19 protein-coding genes are annotated in these 22,195 nt (G+C 73.1%); 12 read left to right on the top strand and 7 right to left on the bottom strand.

Annotation, left to right across the window (positions count from 1 at the left end; all coding sequences use genetic code 11):
- Positions 1 to 169: 169 nt before the first annotated feature.
- Complete coding sequence (locus tag CLV35_RS06885) at positions 170 to 1,039, bottom strand: PPK2 family polyphosphate kinase (protein WP_121192714.1); 870 nt, start codon at positions 1,037 to 1,039, stop codon at positions 170 to 172.
- 56 nt (positions 1,040 to 1,095) lie between these two features.
- Here CLV35_RS06885 and CLV35_RS06880 point away from each other — a divergent pair, with 56 nt between their 5' ends.
- Complete coding sequence (locus CLV35_RS06880) at positions 1,096 to 2,697, top strand: alpha,alpha-trehalose-phosphate synthase (UDP-forming) (protein WP_121192992.1); 1,602 nt, start codon at positions 1,096 to 1,098, stop codon at positions 2,695 to 2,697.
- Between the two features lie 7 nt (positions 2,698 to 2,704).
- On the opposite strand, the gene CLV35_RS06875 is transcribed toward CLV35_RS06880, so the two are convergent.
- From CLV35_RS06875 to CLV35_RS06865, 3 genes are all read right to left on the bottom strand, one after another.
- Entirely contained in the window at positions 2,705 to 2,902 is a 198-nt protein-coding gene (locus CLV35_RS06875; RefSeq protein ID WP_121192713.1) for a hypothetical protein, read from the bottom strand.
- 53 nt (positions 2,903 to 2,955) lie between these two features.
- Entirely contained in the window at positions 2,956 to 3,888 is a 933-nt protein-coding gene (gene rsgA / locus CLV35_RS06870; RefSeq protein ID WP_231121565.1) for a ribosome small subunit-dependent GTPase A, read from the bottom strand.
- Between the two features lie 196 nt (positions 3,889 to 4,084).
- A complete protein-coding gene (locus CLV35_RS06865; protein ID WP_121192711.1) occupies positions 4,085 to 5,008 on the bottom strand; it encodes a YihY/virulence factor BrkB family protein in 924 nt (307 codons plus the stop codon).
- Positions 5,009 to 5,363: 355 nt separating this feature from the next.
- Between CLV35_RS06865 and CLV35_RS06860 the strand changes: the two genes are divergently transcribed.
- The 6 genes from CLV35_RS06860 to CLV35_RS06830 all read left to right on the top strand — a co-directional run bounded on the left by CLV35_RS06860 (position 5,364) and on the right by CLV35_RS06830 (position 12,206).
- Positions 5,364 to 7,040, top strand: a complete 1,677-nt coding sequence (locus CLV35_RS06860; protein ID WP_121192710.1) for a nitrite/sulfite reductase — start codon at positions 5,364 to 5,366, stop codon at positions 7,038 to 7,040.
- Positions 7,041 to 7,209: 169 nt separating this feature from the next.
- Positions 7,210 to 7,935: a phosphoadenylyl-sulfate reductase gene (locus CLV35_RS06850; protein WP_121192708.1), complete on the top strand. Its 726-nt coding sequence runs from the start codon at positions 7,210 to 7,212 to the stop codon at positions 7,933 to 7,935.
- A gap of 134 nt (positions 7,936 to 8,069) precedes the next feature.
- The gene (locus CLV35_RS06845) at positions 8,070 to 9,197 is read left to right on the top strand and encodes an ABC transporter substrate-binding protein (RefSeq protein ID WP_121192707.1); all 1,128 of its coding nucleotides are present in this window, start codon (positions 8,070 to 8,072) and stop codon (positions 9,195 to 9,197) included.
- A 12-nt stretch (positions 9,198 to 9,209) separates the two neighbouring features.
- Positions 9,210 to 10,013: an ABC transporter ATP-binding protein gene (locus CLV35_RS06840; RefSeq protein ID WP_121192706.1), complete on the top strand. Its 804-nt coding sequence runs from the start codon at positions 9,210 to 9,212 to the stop codon at positions 10,011 to 10,013.
- Positions 10,000 to 10,896, top strand: coding sequence for an ABC transporter permease (locus CLV35_RS06835; protein WP_121192705.1), 897 nt, complete (start codon positions 10,000 to 10,002; stop codon positions 10,894 to 10,896). The genes CLV35_RS06840 and CLV35_RS06835 overlap by 14 nt, the downstream gene beginning before the upstream one ends.
- A 50-nt stretch (positions 10,897 to 10,946) precedes the next feature.
- The gene (locus CLV35_RS06830; RefSeq protein ID WP_121192704.1) at positions 10,947 to 12,206 is read left to right on the top strand and encodes an EAL and HDOD domain-containing protein; all 1,260 of its coding nucleotides are present in this window, start codon (positions 10,947 to 10,949) and stop codon (positions 12,204 to 12,206) included.
- On the opposite strand, the gene CLV35_RS06825 is transcribed toward CLV35_RS06830, so the two are convergent.
- The gene (locus tag CLV35_RS06825) at positions 12,160 to 12,435 is read right to left on the bottom strand and encodes a hypothetical protein (protein WP_121192703.1); all 276 of its coding nucleotides are present in this window, start codon (positions 12,433 to 12,435) and stop codon (positions 12,160 to 12,162) included. The genes CLV35_RS06830 and CLV35_RS06825 overlap by 47 nt on opposite strands.
- A 98-nt stretch (positions 12,436 to 12,533) precedes the next feature.
- On the opposite strand from CLV35_RS06825, the gene cobA reads away from it, so the two are divergent.
- The 5 genes from cobA to CLV35_RS06800 all read left to right on the top strand — a co-directional run bounded on the left by cobA (position 12,534) and on the right by CLV35_RS06800 (position 20,289).
- The gene (gene cobA / locus CLV35_RS06820) at positions 12,534 to 13,787 is read left to right on the top strand and encodes a uroporphyrinogen-III C-methyltransferase (RefSeq protein WP_121192702.1); all 1,254 of its coding nucleotides are present in this window, start codon (positions 12,534 to 12,536) and stop codon (positions 13,785 to 13,787) included.
- Between the two features lie 84 nt (positions 13,788 to 13,871).
- On the top strand, positions 13,872 to 15,983 hold the full coding sequence (glgX, locus tag CLV35_RS06815) for a glycogen debranching protein GlgX (RefSeq protein ID WP_121192701.1): 2,112 nt from the start codon (positions 13,872 to 13,874) through the stop codon (positions 15,981 to 15,983).
- Complete coding sequence (treY, locus tag CLV35_RS06810; RefSeq protein ID WP_121192700.1) at positions 15,983 to 18,400, top strand: malto-oligosyltrehalose synthase; 2,418 nt, start codon at positions 15,983 to 15,985, stop codon at positions 18,398 to 18,400. The genes glgX and treY overlap by 1 nt, the downstream gene beginning before the upstream one ends.
- Before the next feature lie 12 nt (positions 18,401 to 18,412).
- A complete protein-coding gene (locus CLV35_RS06805; RefSeq protein WP_231121603.1) occupies positions 18,413 to 19,681 on the top strand; it encodes an alpha-L-fucosidase in 1,269 nt (422 codons plus the stop codon).
- 74 nt (positions 19,682 to 19,755) lie between these two features.
- Positions 19,756 to 20,289 carry a DUF6518 family protein gene (locus CLV35_RS06800; protein WP_121192698.1) on the top strand — a complete coding sequence of 178 codons (534 nt, stop codon included), beginning with the start codon at positions 19,756 to 19,758 and terminating at the stop codon, positions 20,287 to 20,289.
- Here the strand turns inward: CLV35_RS06800 and CLV35_RS06795 are convergent.
- Positions 20,223 to 21,881: an amidase gene (locus tag CLV35_RS06795; protein WP_121192697.1), complete on the bottom strand. Its 1,659-nt coding sequence runs from the start codon at positions 21,879 to 21,881 to the stop codon at positions 20,223 to 20,225. The genes CLV35_RS06800 and CLV35_RS06795 overlap by 67 nt on opposite strands.
- Positions 21,881 to 22,165, bottom strand: a complete 285-nt coding sequence (locus tag CLV35_RS06790; RefSeq protein WP_121192696.1) for a hypothetical protein — start codon at positions 22,163 to 22,165, stop codon at positions 21,881 to 21,883. The genes CLV35_RS06795 and CLV35_RS06790 overlap by 1 nt, the downstream gene beginning before the upstream one ends.
- Positions 22,166 to 22,195 lie beyond the last annotated feature (30 nt).

Here is a 22,195-nt window from a genome sequence, read left to right as displayed (position 1 = left end):
GCTGTCAGAGCGACGAGAACGGCGATAGGTCGGCGCACGGAAAGATCCTCCCCTGCACGGCGACCGGCCCTCGGTCGAGGCCCCACCTTTGTCGCCGAGCCCGTGCACTGTGCCATCACTCGTTCGGCCCTGTCCCTGTATTGGCGACAACCCCCGGACCGAGGCCCCGCTACTCCGCCGCGAGCAGCCGCGCCTTCTCGGCCTCGACGTCGAAGTCGGCGCCCGGCCACTCGAGGTGCTGGGCCTCGAGCAGCTCGACGAGCAGCGAGGTGACGGCGAAGTCGCGGTACCACTTGTGGTCGGCCGGCACGAGGTACCACGGCGCCGCATCGGTCCCGCAGCGCTCCAGCACGTCCTGGTACGCCTGCTGGAAGGCCGGCCACTTCGCCCGGTCGTCGACGTCGCCCGGGTTGTACTTCCAGAACTTCGTCGGGTCGTCGAGCCGCGCGAGCAGCCGCTTCTTCGACGTCTCGCGCGAGATGTGCAAGAAGACCTTGACGAGCAGGACGCCGTCGGCGACCAGCCCGGCCTCCCACTCGTTGATGCGGTCGTAGCGCGCCTCCCAGACCGCCGGGGGCAGCAGCTCGTGCACGCGCACGGCGACGATGTCCTCGTAGTGCGAGCGGTCGAAGACGCCGATCTGGCCCGGCCGCGGCAGCTTGGCCTCGATGCGCCACAGGAAGTCGTGGGCGCGCTCCTCCTCGGTCGGCGCACCGAACCCGGCGATCGTGACGCCCTGCGGGTCGACCTGGCCGAGCACGTGGCGCGACACGCCGCCCTTGCCCGAGGTGTCCATACCCTGCAGCACCACGAGGACCCGCTGCCGGCCGCCGGAGCGTCCCACCGCGTACAGCCGCTCCTGCAGGTCGGCGAGCCGCGGCGCGAGGTCGGCCTGCAGCTCACGAGCCGCCGACTTGCCGCCGGAGATGCCCGGCGTCGCACCGGTGCTCGTGCTCAGCAGGTCGACACCGTGCCCCGGCTCGAGCCGCAGGAGGTCGGTCAGCTGCGCCGGGTCGACGGCGCGCGAGTGCTTGCCCACGGCCGCATCGTGGCACAGCGACGTGTGGACCGGACGCCCTAGGAGAGAGTGTGGGCATGGCGAACACGGCGAAGGCAGAGCAGGACACCACCGCGGCGGCGCGGCTCGACGTGCCGGTGGTGGTGCTGAGCCACCGCGCGCCGGTGCAGTTCCGGCGCGAGCAGGGCAAGCGGCTGATCCGTCGGGGCGCCGGCGGCCTGGTGACGGCGCTGGTCGGCCTGGCCGGGCAGCTCGACGACGCGGTGTGGGTGTGCGCGGCGACGACCGACGAGGACTCGGCGGCGGCCGCGGAGCACGACGGCGGCGCGGTGCCCCTGGTGATGACGGCCGAGCCGACGCCGGCGGACGGCAACGAGGCCGACGACGCGCCCGTGCTCGGCGTGCGCCTTGTCGACGTCGACCCCGAGCAGCACGAGGACTTCTACCAGGTGGTCTCGAACCCGCTGCTGTGGTTCATCCAGCACGGGCTCTACGGACTCGCGACCTCGCCCAACATCGGCCGCACCGAGCGCGACGCCTACGAGCAGGGCTACGTGCCGGTCAACGAGGCCTTCGCCGACGCGGTCGCCGAGGAGGTCGAGGCGCGCGGCGGGCGCGCGCTCGTGATGCTGCACGACTACCACTTCTACCTGGTGGCCGACCGCGTCCGCGCGCGCTGCCCCGAGGTCGTGCTCTCCCACTTCATCCACATCCCGTGGCCGGGGCCCGACGCATGGCTCGTCCTGCCGGCCGACATCCGCGAGCAGATCCTGCGCGGGCTGCTGGGCAACGACGTCGTCGCCTTCCACACCGAGCGCTTCGCCCGCAACTTCCTGCTGTGCTGCCAGGAGCTGCTCGGTCTGCCGATCGACCTCGACACCAAGACCGTGCGCGTGGGTGGCCGCGTCGTCGCGGCGCGCACCTACCCGATCTCCATCGACGTCGACGCCCTGGTCGAGATGGCCACCTCCGACGAGGTCGAGGAGCTCGCGGCCGAGCTGCAGCGCGAGCTGCTGCCCGACGGCCAGCAGCTGCTGCTGCGCGTCGACCGCACCGACCCCTCGAAGAACATCGTGCGCGGTTTCCTCGCGTTCGAGTTGCTGCTCGAGCAGCACCCGGAGCTGGTCGGCACGCTGCGGTTCCTCGCGTTCCTGCAGCCCAGCCGGCTCGACGTCCCGGAGTACAGCGACTACCTCGGCCGCATCGGCGCGATCGTCGCCCGGGTCAACGCCAGGCACGCGCGGGCCGGCGTCGCCCCGATCGACCTGCGGCTCCAGGAGCACTACCCGACCGCGGTCGCGGCCTACACGCTGTGCGACGCGGTGATGGTCAACTCGCTCGCCGACGGCATGAACCTGGTGGCCAAGGAGGCCGTGACGGTCAGCCGGCACCACGCGGTGCTCTGCCTGTCGGAGAGCACGGGAGCGCACGCCGAGCTGGGCGCCTTCGCCGTGACGCTGAACCCGTTCGACATCCAGCAGCAGGCCGACGCGCTCTACGCGGCGCTGACCATGCCGGCGCGCGAGCGGGCCGACCGGCAGGCGGCCGCCGCCAACGTCGTGCGCGGCAACGACGTGGCCAAGTGGCTCGACGCGCAGATCGCCGACCTACGCCTGCTCACCGGGCTGTGGAGCGAGGAGCCGGAGGGCCCGAGGCTCGCGCCGGCGGCGCGCGACTGAGCGGGCGCTAGTGCCCGTTGACGGCGAGGCCGAGCACCACGCCGTAGGCCGCCACGGCGATCACGAAGACGGCGCCGCCGACGACGAGCGCCACGCGACCCAGCGTGTCCCACGCGTCCTCGACGGACTGTCGCCGGACGTAGGGCGTGTCCAGGGGGTCCTGCGCGGACGACTCCGACCGGGGCTGCTCGACCGAGTGGCTCATGCGGGCGATTGTGCCCTGCCCGGCCGTGCTCACGCACGGCCGGGGTGAGGGCCTCAGGGCCGCACGCGCCCGCTGCGCCGGACCTCCTTGTGGAGCGCCTTCCACCTCGCGCGCTCGACGGCCTGGAGGCGCACGTCCTGGCGCCGTGCGATCCACGCGGCCTCGCGCTCGAGCTTGCGCCAGCTGGCGAGCCGTCGCTCCGCCAGCTCGCCCGACTCGATCGCCTCCTGCACCGCGCAGCCCGGCTCGGCAGCGTGCCTGCAGTCGGCGAAGCGGCACCGCTGGGCGAGCGCCTCGACGTCGGCGAAGGCCAGGGCGAGCGCCTCCTCCCCTGCCGCCACCCCGATGCCGCGCAGACCGGGCGTGTCGAGCAGGAACGCGCCGCCGGCGAGCTCGACGAGCTCGCGGTGCACGGTGGTGTGCCGGCCCTTGCCGTCGGCGCGGGTCTCGCCCACGACGGCCGCGCCGCCCAGGGCGGCGACGAGCGAGGACTTCCCCGCTCCCGAGGGCCCGAGCAGGCACAGCGTGGTGCCGGGCGACGCGTACGCGGTGAGCAGCTCCAGCCCCTCGCCGGTGCTCGAGCTCGTGACCAGCACGTCGACGCCGGGTGCCCAGCCGGCCACCTCCTCGCGCAGTGCGTCGGCGTCGGGCGCCAGGTCGGCCTTGGTCAGCACGACGAGAGGCTGGGCGCCGCTCTCCCAGGCGAGGGCGAGCAGCCGCTCCACGCGCCCGGCGTGCGGTTCAGGCTGCAGCGGCTCGACGACCACAGCTACGTCGACGTTGGCCGCGAGCACCTGGACCGCGCTGGTGCCGGGGGCCGCGGACAGCCGCTGGAAGCAGGTGCGCCGTGGCAGCACCTCGACGACGCGGCCGTCGTCGAGGAGCACGGAGTCACCGACGGCGGGGGCCGCCGCCGGCTCGGTGAGCGCGCGGGCGAGCAGCGCCGGCGCGACGGCCGCGCGCAGGGGTCCGCTGGGGGTGCGCACGTCGCACCAGCCGCGGTCGACGCGCGTGACGGTGGATGGTCCTGAGAGTGGTGCTGGATCAGCGGGCAACGCGGGAGTCCTTGTCCCGAGGGGCCTCGCTCAGCAGGAGCGGAGGCCGCGACGACGGTGGGCGGGCGCGCGGAAGGTCGTGTCCACGGCTGGCTCCTCTCGTCGTCGCTGCGCTGGCGGGGAGACGCTAGCGCTCGGTGTGCACCGGTGTCAGCGGGTTTTCGGCGAGCGCGGGCGCCGACGGCGCAGCAGCCGCCTCGGGGTGCTCCTCGCGCAGCCGGCCCGCGTCGATCGCCGCGTTGAACGCAGCACCGATGAGCACGCTGATGGCGAGGAAGTAGAGCCACACCAGCACCACGATCGGCGCCGAGAGCGGGCCGTAGATCGAAGCGCCGCCCACGCTCGCCGCGATGACCGTGCGGAGCACCCAGCTGAGCAGGAGCCAGAGCGCGACGGCGAGCCCGGCGCCCGGGAGGTCGCGGCGCCAGCGACCGCGTACGGGCACCGCGAAGTGGTAGAGCGTCGCGAGGAACAGCACGCACAGCAGCAGCACCGTCGGCCAGTAGGCCGCGTTGACCCAGACGCCGAAGCCCCGGGGCAGCGCGTCGCCCACCAGGCCGGGCCCGGCCACCACCAGCGGCAGGGCCGCGCACCCGACGAGGAGGGCGAGCACGTACAGCGTGAAGCTCAGCGCCCGCGTGCGGATGATGCCGCGGTGCCCGCCCAGGCCGTACATGATCGTCACGGTGTCGATGTAGACGTTGAGGGCCCGCGAGCCCGACCACAGCGAGAGCAGGAAGCCGACGGAGATGATGTCGATGCGCCCGCTGCTGTTGAGGACGTCGTCGAAGGTCTTGGCGATGACGTCGTCGACCGTGCTCTGGTTCAGCGCCGAGGACGCCGCGCGCACGATCGAGCTGCGGATCTCGGCCACGACCGCGTCGCCGAGGACCGGGCGCACGAAGAAGCCGAGCGAGCCGACGAGCCCCAGCAGCAGCGGGGGCAGCGAGAGCAGTGCGAAGAATCCCGCCTCGGCGGCCAGCCCGGTGACGCGGTACTTGAAGCAGGCGCGCACGGTGTCGGCGATGACCCTCCGCGCACCCGACGACACAGCGCTACGGTACCCACAGCACCGTGCCTGACCCGCCCGCCGCACGCACGCGGCCGGTCGTGGACGGCCGGTCTCAGCATGCGGACCCGAGTTGCCGTTCCGGGGCCGGAGCGAGCACTCTGGGGAGCATGACAGGCCTGCGCCTCGTGGCGCGTCTCCACGTCGACCTCGGTCACGTGTCGAGCGCGGTCTGTCTGCCCTGCTGAGACGGCAGGCTCACTCCCCCCTGCGCGGCTGACGGGCACTGCGCGTGCCCTGAGGCACCTCCTCCCCCGCACAGCGGCTCGCGCCGCACGCGGTCGGCCGCAGAGTGGCGGCGCCGCGGTGCACCACCCCTGACGAAGGAACTTCCCGCGTGCCGCCTGCACAGCCGTCGACCACTCCGCGGCGCAAGAAGGGCGAGGGCCAGTGGGCCCTCGGCTACCGCACGCCGCTCAACGCCAACGAGCAGGTCAAGCGCGACGACGACGGCCTCAACGTGCGCGCCCGCATCCTCGACGTCTACGCGCGCGGCGGCTTCGAGTCGATCGACGGGCAGGACCTGCGCGGCCGGATGCGCTGGTGGGGGCTCTACACCCAGCGCCGCCAGGGCATCCCGGGTGGCCAGACCGCCACGCTCGACCCGGCCGAGCTCGACGACGAGTACTTCATGCTGCGGGTGCGCATCGACGGCGGTGGCCTGAGCCTCGCCCAGCTGCGGGTGCTGGCGGGCATCTCCACCGACTTCGCCCGCGGCACCGCCGACATCACCGACCGGCAGAACATCCAGTACCACTGGATCCGCATCGAGGACATGCCTGAGGTGTGGGCGCGGCTCGAGCTGGTCGGCCTGATCACGACCGAGGCCTGCGGCGACACCCCGCGCACCATGCTCGGCTCGCCGGTCGCCGGCATCGCCGCCGACGAGATCCTGGACGGCACCCCCGCGCTCGAGGAGATCCGGCGCCGCTACATCGGCAGCCCGGAGTTCTCGAACCTCCCCCGCAAGTTCAAGACCTCGGTCAGCGGCTCACCCCGCCAGGACGTCGCACCTGAGCTCGACGACGTCTCGTTCGTCGGCGTCGAGCACCCGGAGCACGGCCCCGGCTTCGACGTGTGGGTCGGCGGCGGTCTCTCGACCAACCCGATGCTCGCCAAGCGGCTCGGCGCGTGGGTCCCGCTCGACGAGGTGCCCGAGGTCTGGGCCGCGGTCGTCTCGGTGTTCCGCGACTACGGCTACCGCCGCCTGCGCAACCGGGCGCGCCTGAAGTTCCTCGTCGCCGACTGGGGCGTCGAGCGCTTCCGCGAGGTGATGGAGACCGAGTACCTCCACCGCCCGATGCTCGACGGGCCGGCTCCGACGCCCCCGCGCGCCGACGAGCGCGACCACATCGGCGTCCACCCGCAGAAGGACGGCCTCTTCTACGTCGGCGTCGCCCCCCGCACCGGCCGGGTCAACGGCACCCTGCTCGGGCAGGTCGCCGACCTGGTCGAGTCGGTGGGCAGCGACCGGGTCCGGCTCACCCCGCAGCAGCACCTGCTCGTCCTCGACGTCCCCGGCGACCGCGTGGAGGAGCTCGTCGCGGCCCTCGCCGCGCTCGACCTGCCGGCCCGGCCGTCCTCGTTCCGCCGCGGCACGATGGCCTGCACCGGCATCGAGTTCTGCAAGCTGGCGATCGTCGAGACCAAGGCGCGCGCCAGCGCGGTCATCGACGAGCTCGAGCGGCGCATGCCGGAGTTCGACGCCCCGCTCTCGGTGCACCTCAACGGCTGCCCCAACGCGTGCGCGCGCACCCAGACCGCCGACATCGGGCTCAAGGGCATGGTCATGACCGGCGCCGACGGCGAGCACGTCGACGGCTTCCAGGTCCACCTGGGCGGCGGGCTCGGGCTGCACGCCGGCTTCGGGCGCAAGCTGCGCGGGCTCAAGGTCACCGCCGAGGAGCTGCCCGACTACATCGAGCGGGTCACCACCCGCTTCTCCCAGCAGCGCCAGGGCGACGAGGCGTTCGCCGCCTGGGTCGCCCGGGCGGAAGAAGCCGACCTGACATGAGCGTTGCACCCGACGAGCGGGCAGTGGTCTTCCACTGCCCCTACTGCGCCGAGGAGGACCTCCGCCCGTCGGAGGCGAGTCCCCGAGCGTGGACGTGCGGCGCGTGCCGTCGGGTCTTCGAGGTCCAGTTGCTCGCGATCAGTGCCGACTCAGCAGGGAAGGAGGCCCGATGACCTGCGCTGCAGACGCCCACAGCGGCCTGCGCACGCCCGAGGAGCTGCGCGAGCTCGCGCTGGCCGCCGGCCGCGAGCTGGAGGACGCCTCCGCCGAGCAGGTGCTGAGCTGGGCCGCCGAGACCTTCGGCGACCGCTTCGCCGTCACCGGCTCGATGGGCACCGACACCGTGCTCTCCCACCTCGCCTCGCGCGTGGTGCCGGGCATCACCGTGCTGTTCCTCGACACCGGCTACCACTTCGCCGAGACGCTCGGCACTCGTGACGCGGTCGACGCGGTCTACGACGTGCGCGTGCGCACCCTGCTGCCGATGCTCAGCGTCGCCGAGCAGGACGCGGCCTACGGCCCCCGCCTGCACGACCGCGACCCCGACCTCTGCTGCTCGATGCGCAAGGTCGCGCCGCTCGACGCCGCGCTCGGCGACTACGACGCCTGGGGCACCGGTGTACGCCGTGACGAGTCCCCGCTGCGCTCCCTCACCCCCGTGGTCGGGTTCGACGCCAAGCGCGGCAAGGTCAAGGTGAGCCCGCTGGCCCGCTGGAGCGCCGCAGACGTCGAGGCCTACGCCGCCACCCACGGCACGCTGGTCAACCCGCTGGTGTGGGACGACTACACCTCCATCGGCTGCGCACCCTGCACCCGTCGCGTCGAGCCCGGCGAGGACGCCCGGAGCGGGCGCTGGGCAGGCTCGGCGAAGTCCGAGTGCGGCATCCACCTCTGAGCCCCTCCTCTCCCGATGAGCACGACGACACGGCGGCCAGCAGGTCTGGCGCTCCAACCACACCACTTCAGTAGACTGGGCGAGTTCAAACCTGACCCGTCCAGTCAACTTAGCACCTCGCGAAGGGCCACTCCATGACCCGCACGACCCGCTGGCGACGCACGCTCGCCCTCGCCGCCGCCGTCCCCCTGGTCTCGGCGCTGGCCGCCTGCGCCAGCGCCGACTCGAAGCCGCAGTCCGGCTCGTCGGCCTCGACCCCGGCCGCCGCCTCCACGACCGACTCCGCCGCCCCGCTCGCGGAGTCGAAGACCTTGCGCCTGGGCTTCTTCGGCAACGTCACGCACGCCACGCCGCTGGTCGGGCTCAAGGAGGGCATCTACGCCAAGGCCCTTGGCTCTACGACGATCTCCACCAAGATCTTCAACGCCGGCCCTGCCGCGGTCGAGGCGATCACGGGCGGCTCGCTCGACGCGGCCTACCTCGGCCCGAACCCCGCGATCAACGGCTACGTCAAGAGCAAGGGCAAGCTGCTGCGCATCATCGCCGGTGCCACCTCGGGCGGAGCCGCCCTGGTCGTCAAGCCCTCGATCACCTCGGTCGCCCAGCTCAAGGGCGCCAAGCTCGCCACCCCGCAGCTCGGCGGCACCCAGGACGTCGCGCTCCGCGCGTTCCTCAACACCCACGGGCTCAAGGTGCCCGTGTCGGGCAAGGGCGACGTCTCGATCATCAACGCCGAGAACGCGACGACCCTCCAGCAGTTCCAGGCCGGCGCGATCGACGGCGCCTGGCTGCCCGAGCCCTGGGCCTCGCGCCTGGTGATCGAGGCCGGCGCGAAGGTGCTGGTCGACGAGAAGACGCTGTGGCCCGCCGGGAAGTTCGTCACGACCCACCTGGTCGTGTCGCAGGAGTTCCTCGACAAGTACCCCGGCACCGTCAAGAAGCTGCTCGAGGGCCAGGTCGAGACCACCGCCTGGATCAAGGCCAACCCCGACAAGGCGAAGGCCGACGTCAACGCCCAGCTGGCCGACCCCGACATCTCCGGGAAGGCCCTCGAGCAGGACGTCCTCGACGCCGCCTGGAAGAACATCGCGGTGACCGACGACCCGATCGCCAGCTCGCTCAAGCAGTCGGCGCAGAACGCGGTCTCGGCCGGCCTGCTCGACCCGCCGGACCTCTCCGGCATCTACGACCTGCGCCTGCTCGACCAGGTGCTGCAGGAGCACGGCGAGCCTGCGGTGGACGCCGCCGGTCTCGGCGTCTGAGGAGGAGACCAGATGACTGCCGCACCCGTCGTGTCGGTGAAGGACGTCCGCAAGGCCTTCGGCCGCGGGGCCTCCGCCGTCTTCGCGCTCGACCGCGTCTCGCTCGACGTGGCGCCGGGCGAGTTCGTGGCGCTGCTCGGCGCGTCCGGGTGCGGCAAGTCGACCCTGCTCTCGCTGATCGCGGGCCTGGACGAGCCGAGCGCCGGCTCGATCGCGGTGGCCGGGGACGGCGCCGCGCTCATGCCGCAGGAGGGCGGGCTCTTCCCCTGGCTGACCGCCGGGCGCAACGTCGAGCTAGCTCTGCGCCTGCGCGGGATGGGCCGCTCCGAGCGCCGCACCGAGGCCGAGCGCCTGCTCGGCCTCGTGCGGCTGGAGGGCGCCTACGGCAAGCGGCCCCACGAGCTGTCAGGCGGCATGCGCCAGCGCGTGGCCCTGGCCCGGGCGCTGGCCCAGCAACGCCAGGTCCTGCTCATGGACGAGCCGTTCTCCGCGCTCGACGCCATCACCCGCGACGCGCTGCACACCGAGCTCGTGCGGCTGTGGGAGGAGACCGGGCTCGCAGTCGTCTTCGTCACCCACAACGTGCGCGAGGCCGTACGCCTCGGTCAGCGCGTCGTGCTGCTCTCCTCGCGCCCCGGGCGGGTGCTGCGCGAGTGGCAGGTCGACCTCCCGCAGCCCCGGCGCATCGAGTCCGAGGGCGTCTCCCGGCTCGCCGGTGAGATCACCGAGCACCTCAGCGCCGAGATCCGTCGCCACGCCAGCGCCAACGGTGCAGGATCGTCCCGAACCGAGGAGCCCCTCGATGTCCGTCGATGAAGAGATCCTGCGAGGCGCGCCCGTGAGTGCTGAGGACGACCGGCTGGAGGCAGGCCTCGACGCGCTGGCGACCGAGGCGGAGAGCCGGGCGCCGTGGTGGCGGCGCGCTTCCACCGCCGCCTTCCCGCCGGTCGCCGTCACCGTCGGGCTGCTCGTCGTCTGGAACGTCTACGTCGCCGCGTTCCGGCCGGGCTCCAACGTCTTCCCCGGTCCGGCCGACGTCTGGAGCAGCTTCCGGCACCAGTGGCAGCTCGGCACCATCCCCGAGGCGTTCCAGGGCAGCCTCGAGCGCGCGCTGGTCGGCTTCCTGCTCGCGCTGCTGGTCGGCACCGTCCTCGGCGTCCTGCTCGCGCAGGTGAGGTTCGTCCGCGCCGGCTTCGGCCCGCTGCTCACCGGCCTGCAGGTGCTGCCCTCGGTCGCCTGGGTGCCGGTGGCCGTCATCTGGTTCGGCCTGACCGAGAAGGCGATGCTCACCGTCGTCCTGCTCGGCGCGGTGCCCTCGATCGCCAACGGCCTGCTCGCCGGCGTCGACCAGGTGCCCCCGCTCTACCTGCGGGTCGGCCGGGTGCTGGGCGCCCGCGGCCTGCGCGCGGTCTGGCACGTGGTGCTCCCCGCGGCGCTGCCGGGCTACATGGCCGGGCTCAAGCAGGGCTGGGCGTTCTCGTGGCGCTCGCTCATGGCCGCCGAGCTCATCGTGCGCACGAGCGACATCAAGCTCGGCCTCGGCTCGTTCCTCAACAACGGGCGCGACCTCAACGACCTGCCGTGGGTCTTCTCCGGCGTGCTCTGCATCCTCGTGGTCGGCATCGTCGTCGAGCTGGCGATCTTCGCCCCGGTCGAGCGGCTCGTGCTGCGCCGCCGCGGGCTGCTGCAGGCGCGCTGATCCGGCAGCGTTCTCCTCAGGAGCGCGCCCTCGCGGCCGACGTGAGGCCCATGGCACAGAAGAGCGCCCGGGCAGCCACCAGCGAGACTGCCACCGGCGTACCCGTGCACGTCGGGCGCCAGGGCATCTACGACGCCGACGGCACCCTGCAGGCATACGAGCTGCTCTTCCGCTCGGCGACCGACGCCTCGGCCGCGCAGGTGGCCACGGCCGACGCCGACCGGGCGACCACGGCCGTCATCGTCGCCGCCTTCGCCGACTTCGACGCCTCGCTGCTGCTGGGCGGCCGCCGGGGGTTCGTGAACCTCAGCCGCGCCTTTGCGGTCGGCGAGCTGCCCGTGCCGTTCTCCCCCGACGTGGCGGTGCTCGAGATCCTCGAGTCCCTGGTCGTCGACGACGAGCTGCTCGCCGGTGTCGAGCGGCTCAAGGCGGCCGGCTACCGCATCGCGCTCGACGACTTCGTGCTCTGCGCCGAGACCGAGCCGCTGCTGCCCTTCGCCGACTACGTGAAGGTCGACGTGCTCGAGACCACGTGGGACGAGGTCGTCCGCGTCGCCGGCGTGTCGGCGGGCCACGGCGCCGTCCTCCTCGCCGAGAAGATCGAGGACGCCGCGATGCTCGAGCGCTGCCGGGCGCTCGGCTTCGAGCTGTTCCAGGGCTACCACCTCGGCCGCCCGCAGACCATGACGACCCAGACTCTCGCGCCGGCCCAGCTCGCCGCCGTGCAGCTGCTCGCGGCGCTGGCCGACCCGGCCGTCGAGTTCGACGCCGTCGAGCGCCTGGTCGCCCAGGACCCCGCCCTCACCTGGAAGCTGCTGCGGGTCGCCAACTCGGCCGGCTCGGCGGCCAACCGCAGCATCGGCTCGCTGCGCGAGGCGATGGTGCGGGTGGGCCTGGCGCAGCTCCGTGCCTGGGTGATGCTGCTGAGCGTCTCGACGGTCGCGGCCGGCTCGGGCGGCTCCGACATCGAGGCCGTGACCGCGCGGGCCCGCGCCTGCCAGCTGCTCGCCGACCGCGTGCCGCGGGCGAGCCCCGACACCGCGTTCACGCTCGGGATCCTCGAGGGCGTCGCCGGCCTGCTGGGGATGAGCGGCGCCGACCTGCTCACCCAGATCCCGCTCGAGGGGTCCCTCGCCGACGGCCTGCGCGGCGAGCCCACGCCCGAGCGCGCCGTGCTCGAGGTGGTGCTCGGCCACGAGCGCCACGACCTCGGCGCGGCCCGCTCCCACGGCATCGACGTGGGCGAGCTCTCCTCGGCCTACCTCAGCTCGCTGCGCTGGTCGCACGAGTCGCTGCGCTCAGCCGAGTAGCCCCGTCGGCCTGGACGCTCGCGTCGAGCACGAGCCCGGCGGGCATCTGGTCGCCGGGCAGCACGGCCGCGAGCTGGCCGAGCAGCGCGTCGCGGGCGCTGCCGAAGGTGTGCCCGTAGGCGCAGAGCCCGTCGAGCGCCGAGCTCGGCTCGGCGACGACCGCCTGCCAGCGCCGGGCGCCACTGCGCTCGTCGCGCTCCAGGCGCAGCTGCGCGTGCACCGTCTGCATGATGGCTCCCCCTCCGTGCCGTCCCACCTGTGCTGAGCAGCTCCGCAGCCGCGTGATGCACCTGGGTCGGCACGGGTCTCGGTAGGCTGCCGCCCGACATGAGCGACTCCCCCGAGCCCTCGCCCGACCCCGGCTACCCGCTGCTGCTGGGGCTCGCCGGGCGCCGGGCGCTCGTCGTGGGCGGGGGCCCGGTGGCGCTGCGACGCGTACGCGGTCTGCTCGACGCCCGCGCCGACGTCCTGGTCGTCGCGCCCGACGTCATCGGCGACCTCCGCACGCTCGCCGAGTCGGGCGCCGTCACCTGGCGGCGGGGCGACTACGAGCCGGCCGACCTCGCCGGCGCCTGGCTCGTGCAGACGGCCACGGGCTCCCCCGCGGTCGACTCCGCGGTCGCCGCGGACGCCGAGCGGGCGCGCGTCTGGTGCGTGCGCGCCGACGACGCAGCCGCCTCCACCGCGTGGACGCCCGCAGTGTCCCGGCGCGGCGACGTCGTGGTCGCGGTCTCCGGCGGGCGCGACCCCCGCCGCGCCCGCGCGCTGCGGGACGCCGTGGCCCTGGCTCTCGACACCGGCTCGCTCCCCCTGCGCAGGCACCGCCCGCCCGCCGACGGCATGGGCTCGGTGGCCCTCGTCGGCGGAGGGCCCGGCGACCCCGGGCTGCTCACGACGCGGGGCCGGCGGCTGCTCGCGGAGGCCGACGTCGTGGTCACCGACCGGCTGGCCCCGCTCGCGCTGCTCGACGAGCTCGACGACGACGTCGTCGTGGTCGACGTCGGCAAGCAGCCCGGCAACCACCCCGTGCCCCAGCGCGACATCGAGCGGCTGCTCGTCGAGCACGCGCGCGCCGGGCGGCGGGTGGTGCGGCTCAAGGGCGGCGACCCCTACGTGTTCGGCCGCGGCCCCGAGGAGCTCGCCGCCTGCCGCGCGGCCGGCGTGCCGGTCGAGGTCGTGCCCGGCGTCACCAGCGCGGTCGCCGTCCCCGCCGCCGAGGGCATCCCGGTCACCAGCCGCGGGTTGGCCCGCTCCTTCACCGTCTCCTCGGGGCACGACCTGCTCGAGCCTGGCGTCGCCGGAGGTCTCGCTGCGCTGCTCGGCTCCGGCGGGACGCTCGTGCTGCTCATGGGGGTGACGCACCTCGGTGCGGTGTCGGAGGCGCTGCGCGACGCCGGCGCCGACGCGGCGCTGCCCGTGGCGGTCGTCGAGTCCGGCTACACCGCCCAGCAGCGGCTCACCCGGGCCACCCTCGGGACGGTGGCCGAGGTCGCGACGCAGCGCGGCGTACGCGCCCCCGCCGTCGTCGTCGTCGGGGCGGTCGCCGCATGGAGTGAGCCACCCCGGGGCAGGCTGGGGTAGCGCGCCGCGCCCGATGAGAGGGTGGGCGCCGAACAGGCGCGCTCTCGCGCGCCCTGGACACGAACGAACGACGTGAGGGAGAGCATGGAGGTCTGGCCGGGAAGCGCGTACCCCCTGGGTGCGACATTCGACGGCGCGGGGACCAACTTCGCGCTGTTCACCGAGGTTGCCGAGCGCGTGGAGCTGTGCCTGTTCGACAGGGACGGCACCGAGACGCGGGTCGACCTCCCCGAGGTCGACGCCTTCGTGTGGCACGGCTACCTGCCCCGGGTCCGCCCCGGGCAGCGCTACGGGTTCCGGGTCCACGGGCCCCGCGACCCCGGGCAGGGGCTGCGGTGCAACCCCGCGAAGCTGCTGCTCGACCCGTACGCGAAGGCATACGAGGGCGACATCGACTGGGACGAGGCGCTGTTCGACTACAAGTTCGACGCGCCCGACCAGGTCAACGACCTGGACTCGGCACCGCACGCCATGAAGTCGGTCGTGATCAACCCCTACTTCGACTGGCAGGAGGACCGGCACCCCCGCCGGGGCTACCACGAGACGGTGATCTACGAGGCCCACGTCAAGGGCCTCACGATCCAGCACCCCGACATCCCCGAGGAGATCCGCGGCACCTACGCGGGGCTCGCGCACCCGGTGATGATCGACCACCTGAAGTCGCTGGGGGTCACGGCCGTCGAGCTGATGCCGGTGCACCAGTTCGTGCAGGACCACCACCTGGTCGAGCGCGGTCTGAAGAACTACTGGGGCTACAACACCATCGGGTTCTTCGCCCCGCAGAACACCTACTCCTCGAGCGGCCAGCGCGGCGAGCAGGTGCTCGAGTTCAAGTCGATGGTGCGCGCGCTGCACCAGGCCGACATCGAGGTGATCCTCGACGTGGTCTACAACCACACCGCCGAGGGCAACCACATGGGCCCGACGCTGTCGTTCCGCGGCATCGACAACCAGGCCTACTACCGCCTGGTCGACGGCGACCCGCAGCACTACTACGACACCACCGGCACCGGCAACACGCTGCTGATGCGCCACCCGCACGTGCTCCAGCTGATCATGGACTCGCTGCGCTACTGGGTCACCGAGATGCACGTCGACGGCTTCCGCTTCGACCTCGCCTCGACCCTGGCCCGCCAGTTCCACGAGGTCGACCGCCTGTCGGCGTTCTTCGACCTCGTGCAGCAGGACCCGATCGTCAGCCAGGTCAAGCTCATCGCCGAGCCGTGGGACGTCGGCGAGGGCGGCTACCAGGTCGGCAACTTCCCGCCGCTGTGGACCGAGTGGAACGGCAAGTACCGCGACACCGTCCGCGACTTCTGGCGCGGCGAGCCGGCGACCCTGGCGGAGTTCGCCTCGCGCCTGACCGGCTCGAGCGACCTCTACCAGGACGACCGGCGCCGGCCCTTCGCCAGCATCAACTTCGTCACCGCCCACGACGGCTTCACGCTGCAGGACCTCGTGTCCTACAACGACAAGCACAACGAGGCCAACGGCGAGGGCGGGGCCGACGGCGAGAGCCACAACCGCTCGTGGAACTGCGGCACGGAAGGCCCGACCGACGACGTCGACATCGTCGCGCTGCGCGAGCAGCAGAAGCGCAACTTCCTCGCGACGCTCGTGCTGTCGCAGGGTGTGCCGATGATCCTGCACGGCGACGAGATGAGCCGCACCCAGGGCGGCAACAACAACGTCTACTGCCAGGACAACGAGATCGCGTGGGTCGACTGGAAGGAGTCGCGCGCCGAGTGGTCGCTGCTCGAGTTCACCCAGCGGGTCGTGCGCCTGCGCCGTGAGCACCCGGTCTTCCGCCGCCGCCGCTTCTTCCACGGCCGCCCGATCCGGGGCACCGAGGACGCCATCAGCGACATCGCCTGGTTCAAGCCGAGCGGCGAGCTGATGGGCGGAGGCGACTGGGACCAGGCCGAGGCCAAGGCCGTCGGCGTGTTCCTCAACGGCGACGCCATCAGCGAGCCCGACGAGCGCGGCCAGGCGGTGAGCGACAACTCGTTCATCCTCGCCTTCAACGCCTCGCACGAGCCGGTGTCCTTCACGATGCCGGACGGCGCCTACGGCTCGGCGTGGGACGTCGAGCTCGACACCGCCGCTCCCCTGGTGGAGGACCGTCCGCCGGTCAAGGCCGGCAACGACATCGAGGTGGAGCCGCGCTCGCTGCTGATCATGCGCCGGGCGCACTGATGCCCAGCACACCGAGCGGCCGGCCGGTGCCGACCGGCACCTACCGGCTGCAGCTGCGGCCGGAGTGGGGCTTCGCCGACCTCGCGCAGCAGGTCGACTACCTGCGTGACCTGGGGGTCTCGCACGTCTACCTCTCGCCGGTGCTGCAGGCCGCGCCGGGCAGCACCCACGGCTACGACGTGGTCGACCACACCCGGCTCAGCGACGACCTCGGTGGCGCTCAGGCGTTCGCGCAGCTGCGCGAGCGCCTGGGCGCGGCCGGGCTCGGCGCCGTCGTCGACGTGGTGCCCAACCACATGGCCGTGCCGACACCGGAGACGCTGAACGGCGCCCTCTGGTCGGTGCTGCGCGACGGGCCGGGCTCGCCCTACGCCCGGTGGTTCGACGTGGACTGGTCGGTCGAGTCGCACGCGCTGCTGATGCCGGTGCTCGGCTCGCGCATCGGCGAGGTGCTCGACGGCGGCGAGCTCACCCTCGACCTCAAGGGCGACGAGCCGCTGCTGCGCTACTACGACCACGTGTTCCCGGTGCGCCCGGGCACGGAGTCGCTGCCGATGCCGCAGCTCGTCGACCGGCAGTGGTACCGCCTGGCCTACTGGCGGGTCGCCGACGAGGAGCTCAACTACCGCCGCTTCTTCGACATCGACACCCTGGCCGGGCTGCGGGTCGAGGACGAGGCGGTCTTCGCCGAGACCCACGCCGTGCTGCTCGCGCTGCTGCGAGAGGGCGGCATCGACGGCCTGCGCATCGACCACCCCGACGGCCTCGCCGACCCGCGCGGCTACCTGCGCCGCCTCGACGCGGCCACGGGCGGCGCGTGGGTCGTCGTCGAGAAGATCCTCGAGGGGCACGAGCAGCTGCCGGAGGACTGGCCGTGCGCCGGCACCACCGGCTACGACGCGATGCTGCGCGTCTGCGGGCTGTTCGTCGACCCCGCCGGGCAGGAGCCGCTGACCACCTTCTACGACTCCCTGACCGGGCTCGGGACCGACTTCGCCGCCGTCGTCGAGGAGTCCAAGCGCTGGGTCGTGGAGCACGCGCTCTACGCCGAGGTCGCCCGGCTGGTCGAGGTGGCGGCCGCGGTCGCCTCCGACGACGTGCACCACCGCGACCACACCCGTCGCGGCCTGCGCGAGGCCATCGTCGAGCTGCTGGTCGCCTTCCCGGTCTACCGCGCCTACGTCGTCCCCGGCGAGGAGCCGTCGGCCGAGGCCGTGCGGGTCGTCGACGAGGCGACCGAGGTCGCGCGCGCGCACCTGCCCGAGGAGCGGCACGACACCCTCGACCTGGTGCGCGAGCTGGTCCTCGGCCGCCTGGGCCGAGGGCCGAAGCGCGACGAGTTCCTCACCCGCTTCCAGCAGACCTGCGGGCCGGTGATGGCCAAGGGCGTCGAGGACACCGCGTTCTACCGCTGGCACCCGCTGGTCGCGCTCAACGAGGTCGGCGGCGACCCGACGCGCTTCGGCGTCTCGGCCGACGAGTTCCACGAGTGGGCCGCCGGGCAGCAGGAGCGCTGGCCGCTGGCGATGACCAGCCTGTCGACGCACGACACCAAGCGCTCCGAGGACGTGCGGGCCCGGCTCGCCGTCCTCAGCGAGATCGCCGCCGAGTGGGCCACCGCGGTGACCGAGTGGCGCGCCCTCACCGCCAAGCACCGCAGCAGCGAGGGCTGGCCCGACCCGTCCACCGAGCACCTCGTGTGGCAGACGGTCGTCGGAGCCTGGCCGATCGACGCCGAGCGGCTCACCGGCTACCTCGAGAAGGCCACGCGCGAGGCGAAGGTGCACACCACGTGGACCTCCCCCGACGAGGCCTACGACGCGGCGGTCAAGGGCTTCGCCGAGTCGGTGCTCGCCGACGACGAGGTCGTCGCCGCTGTGTCGAGGTTCGTCGAGCGCCTCGCTCCCGCCGCCCGCGCCAACCTGCTGGGCCAGAAGCTCGTGCAGCTGACGATGCCCGGCGTGCCCGACGTCTACCAGGGCACCGAGCTCGTCGACCTGTCCCTCGTCGACCCCGACAACCGCCGGCCGGTCGACTACGACCGCCGACGCGACCTCCTCCAGTCGCTCGACGGGGGCGCCGCGGCCGACGGCGTGGACGCCGAGAAGCTGCTCGTCACCAGCCGTGCCATGCGGCTGCGCGCCGAGCGGCCGGGGTCCTTCGACGCGGCCGCCGGCTACACCCCGCTGGCCTCCAGCTCGCCCCACGCCGTGGCCTTCCTGCGCGGCGACGACGTGGCGGTCGTCGTCACGCGGCTGCCCGAAGGGCTGGCGCGCAGCGGCGGCTGGGGCGACGCGACGGTCGCGCTGCCCGAGGGCACGTGGACCGACCGGCTCGGTGGCGGCACGAGGAGCGGCGGCGACGTACGTCTCGCCGACCTCCTCGGGACGCTGCCGGTGGCGCTGCTGACGAGGTGACCTGCGGTGTCGATGTTCGCTGACGAACCCGTACGCCCCGCGGCCTACGAGCGCTTCGTGCGCCCGGTGCCCCGCTGGTTCGCGGAGGCCGGGCTCGGGATCTTCGTCCACTGGGGTGCCTACTCGGTGCCCGCGTGGGCGGAGCCGACGGGCGAGCTGGGGGCGGTGGACCCGGCGTACTGGTTCGTCCACAACCCCTACGCCGAGTGGTACGCGAACACCATCCGCATCGACGCGTCGCCGGCGCAGCTGCACCACCAGCAGGTGCACGGCGGCGCACCGTACGACGACTTCCTCGACCAGTGGCATGCGGAGGAGTTCGACCCGGCCGGCATGGTCGAGCTCTTCCGCAGGGCCGGCGCGTCCTACCTGGTCCCGGTCACCAAGCACCACGACGGCATCGCCCTGTGGGACGCGCCCGGCACGGGCACGCGCAACACCGTGCACCGCGGGCCCCGTCGCGACCTGGTGGCCGCCTTCGCCGACGCGACGAGGGCGGCCGGCATGCGCTTCGGGGTCTACTACTCCGGTGGTCTTGACTGGCACGCGGCGCCGTTCCCGCCGCTGACGACCGACGACTTCTCGGAGCACCGGCCCAACGACGAGACCTACGCCCGCTACGCCCACGCGCACCTGGTCGACCTGGTCGAGCGTTACCGCCCCGACCTGCTGTGGGGCGACATCGAGTACCCCGACGCCGGCAAGCCCGAGAGCGACTTCAGCATCGCCGACGTCTTCGACCGCTTCTACGCCGCAGCGCCGGAGGGTGTCGTCAACGACCGGCGGGGGCTGACGCACTGGGACTTCCGGACCAGTGAGTACCAGCTCGGCACCTCCGTCGAGGGCACCGGCCCCTGGCAGAACACCCGGGGCATCGGACTGTCGTTCGGCTACAACTCGGTGGAGGACGCCAGCCACCACCTCGACGGCCCTGCTGCGGTCAAGCTCCTCGTCGACGTGGTGTCGCGCGGCGGCACCCTGCTCCTCAACGTCGGCCCGGACGCCGCAGGCCGCGTGCCTGAGCTGCAGCGCCGGTGCCTCGAGGGCCTCGCCGACTGGATGGCGGTCAATGCCGACGTGGTGAACGCCGTGACGCCGGTGGACCCGTCGCTCGCCCGCCCGTCCGACGAGCCGTGGGTGCGCTGGACCCGCCGCGGCGACGAGCTCTTCGCGGTGGTCGACGCCAGCGAGCCGGTCACGCTCGACTGCGATCCCGCCCGCGTCGAAGGCGACCTGCGAGTACCGGGCGGTCTCCGCGTGGTGCGCCTGCGGCTGCGCTAGACCGGTCCTGGAGTACCGCCGACCGGCACCCGAGGCGGAGGCCTGGCCACGCGGGAGTGCCTACGGTCAGGACCATGACTCCCACCCTGCTCCGCGCTGCCGTCGTCGGCCTGGTGGTCGGCGCCGCCACGTCGTGGGCCCAGACCGTCCTCCACGGGCCGTGGTCCGCGCTCGCGAACGCAGCCTCGCCCTGGGTGGCGCCGGCCTTCGTCGTCGGGGTGCTGGCCCCCACCCTGGCGCTGGCGCTCCCCGCAGGAGCGCTGCTGTGCGTGGCCGAGGTCGCGGGCTACTACCTCACAGCGGGAGCACGTGGCTTCCCGGTGGGCGCCCACGTCAGCACCTGGGCGGTCCTGGGTCTGGTCGCCGGCCCGGTGTTCGCCGGCGCGGGCTGGCTCTGCAGGCAGGGCCCGAGCGTCGGGTGGCGTGCGGTGGGGGCCGCAGCCGTACCCGCGATCCTGCTCGCCGAGGCAGCGAGGTACGCAGTGGTCCTCCACTACCGCGGCGAGGCGGCGCTGTTCGCCGTCCTCGCCGCGGTTGCGGGTCAGGCCGTCTGGGCGGTGGCCTCCTCGAACGACAGCCGCAGCGGCGCGGAGAGCGAGAGGCGGTGAGCCGCAGCCTTCGGCGGGTCGGCCGGCCGACGCAGGTGCCAGTCGGTCACCTGCTGGTAGGCCGCGGCGACCGCGAGCAGCCGGTCCTCCGCGTAGGCCGACGCACCGAGGATCGCGCCGACCGGCACCGTCGCGCCGTTGGGTGAGGTGGTGAAGCCGATCGGCATGGTGATCTCCGGCAGGCCGAGGATGTCGAAGGGGACCACGTCGGTCTGCAGCACGACGTCGCAGTGCTCGAAGAAGGTCGCGTAGACCCGGTCGAGCAGCTCGGCCTTGGCCCGCTGGCCGGTGATGAACTCGTCACCGGAGAGGAAGAGCCCCTGGATCCACGAGCCGAGCGAGACGCCGAACAGCCGCACGTCCTCTCGCAGGAACGGCAGGAACGGCTCGGTGCGCTCGGGCAGCCGCACGGCGTTGAAGGCGCCGGTCAGCAGCGCCCACTCGTCGGGCAGGGCCACGTCGACCAGGTCGACCTTGTGGATCGACTCGAGGGTGTCGAGGTAGGCCTTGCGCTGCGCCGCCTGCGGCCCGCTGACGTAGCCCGGCGGAACGCCGATCTTCGTGCGCCAGCGGATCGAGGGCTTGCCACCGGTGACCACGGGAGCAGCGGCCTTGACGTAGTCGGCCGGCTTGGGCAGGCCCAGGGTGCGCGGGTCGGCCGGGTCGGCGCCCGCCATGGCGGTCAGCATGATGGCCGCGTCCATCGCTGTGCGAGCCAGTGGTCCGGAGTGGTCGCGGGTGAAGCTGAGCGGGATGACGCCGTGGATCGAGACACGACCCATCGTCGGCTTGAGGCCGGTCAGGCCCTGCTGCGCCGAGGGCAGGATGATCGAGCCACCCGTCTGCGTGCCGATGCTCGACGCCGCGAGACGGGCCGCCGTGGAGGTCGCCGGGCCGCTCGAGGAGCCGCCGGGGTCGTAGCTGGGGTCCGTCGGCGTCCACGCGTTGACCGTCGTGACCTCACCGTTGGGCTTGGTGGCACGGGTCGTCGCGAGCGGGCCCATCTGGCCCTTGCCGATGACGAGCGCGCCGACCGCCTTCAGCCGCGCCACCGCCGTCGCGTCGTAGTCGGGCACGAAGCCCTCGAAGATCGTCGAGTTGGCGGTGGTCTCGGTGCCCTTGGTGAAGTAGTTGTCCTTGATGCACAGCGGCACGCCGTGCAGCGGCGATCGGCCGTCGCCCCGGCCCGCGGCCTTCGCCTCCGCGGCGACGGCACTGCTGCGTACCGCGTTGTAGGCCTTGTAGGTGCCGTCGAGCTCGGCGATGCGCGCGAGGTACGCGGCGGCCAGCTCCGCGGGCTTCACCGCTCCGCTGCGGATCTGGTAGGCCGCCTCGGCCACCGTCAGCTCGGTGATGTCCGCGACCGCGGCCGCCCGCGGCTTCACCCACGCCTCGGGCGAGAACGTCGGGGTGGGCGCCGGCTTCGGGTCGGAGTGCTTCTCGCCCGTGGCTGCGAGAGCCTGGCCCGGGGCGAGGGTCGCGCCGCCGGCCGCCGCGGCCGCGCTCACGGCGAGCGTGCGGGCGAGGAAGCTGCGCCGGGCCATGCCCTTGTCGAGCGGCGCGGCGGTGTCGTCGAGCGGTGTGTCCCTCATCAGTCGTGCACCTTCCCGCTCCAGGCCTGGAGGATCGAGGGGTAGAGGGCCGGAACGGCCTGCTGCTGCGCGTACTCCGGTGACGTGGCGGCCGGCAACCAGGGCGAGATCTGCGGGACCGTGCCCGTCAGCAGCCCGCGCACGCTGGCCAGCAGCCCCTCCTGGGAGGGCGAGCCCGTCGCGGGGTCGGCGGGCCCGGTCGGCGCGAGCACGCTGATGTCGATGCCCAGCAGGGCGAGACGGGTCCGGATGTAGGCATCCAGGTCCGCATCTGTCGGTGTCACAGAGTCTCCCTCGTGGTCGTCGTCCCCGCG

The sequence above is a fragment of the Motilibacter peucedani genome (assembly GCF_003634695.1).
In the GTDB taxonomy this organism is placed as follows: Bacteria; Actinomycetota; Actinomycetes; order Motilibacterales; family Motilibacteraceae; genus Motilibacter; species Motilibacter peucedani.
The sequence above is the reverse complement of the archived record's forward strand: the minus strand, read 5'-3'. Positions and strand labels throughout refer to the sequence as shown.

Bases quoted from the DNA above. Each gene is read 5' to 3' on its own strand.
- CLV35_RS06875 (WP_121192713.1), bottom strand. From the start codon at position 2,902: ATGAGCCACTCGGTCGAGCAGCCCCGGTCGGAGTCGTCCGCGCAGGAC.
- CLV35_RS06850 (WP_121192708.1), top strand. From the start codon at position 7,210: ATGACCTGCGCTGCAGACGCCCACAGCGGCCTGCGCACGCCCGAGGAG.
- CLV35_RS06830 (WP_121192704.1), top strand. From the start codon at position 10,947: ATGGCACAGAAGAGCGCCCGGGCAGCCACCAGCGAGACTGCCACCGGC.
- CLV35_RS06800 (WP_121192698.1), top strand. From the start codon at position 19,756: ATGACTCCCACCCTGCTCCGCGCTGCCGTCGTCGGCCTGGTGGTCGGC.
- CLV35_RS06835 (WP_121192705.1), top strand. From the start codon at position 10,000: ATGTCCGTCGATGAAGAGATCCTGCGAGGCGCGCCCGTGAGTGCTGAG.
- CLV35_RS06840 (WP_121192706.1), top strand. From the start codon at position 9,210: ATGACTGCCGCACCCGTCGTGTCGGTGAAGGACGTCCGCAAGGCCTTC.
- treY (WP_121192700.1), top strand. From the start codon at position 15,983: ATGCCCAGCACACCGAGCGGCCGGCCGGTGCCGACCGGCACCTACCGG.
- CLV35_RS06795 (WP_121192697.1), bottom strand. From the start codon at position 21,881: ATGAGGGACACACCGCTCGACGACACCGCCGCGCCGCTCGACAAGGGC.
- CLV35_RS06845 (WP_121192707.1), top strand. From the start codon at position 8,070: ATGACCCGCACGACCCGCTGGCGACGCACGCTCGCCCTCGCCGCCGCC.
- CLV35_RS06805 (WP_231121603.1), top strand. From the start codon at position 18,413: ATGTTCGCTGACGAACCCGTACGCCCCGCGGCCTACGAGCGCTTCGTG.
- glgX (WP_121192701.1), top strand. From the start codon at position 13,872: ATGGAGGTCTGGCCGGGAAGCGCGTACCCCCTGGGTGCGACATTCGAC.
- CLV35_RS06825 (WP_121192703.1), bottom strand. From the start codon at position 12,435: ATGCAGACGGTGCACGCGCAGCTGCGCCTGGAGCGCGACGAGCGCAGT.
- cobA (WP_121192702.1), top strand. From the start codon at position 12,534: ATGAGCGACTCCCCCGAGCCCTCGCCCGACCCCGGCTACCCGCTGCTG.
- CLV35_RS06880 (WP_121192992.1), top strand. From the start codon at position 1,096: ATGGCGAACACGGCGAAGGCAGAGCAGGACACCACCGCGGCGGCGCGG.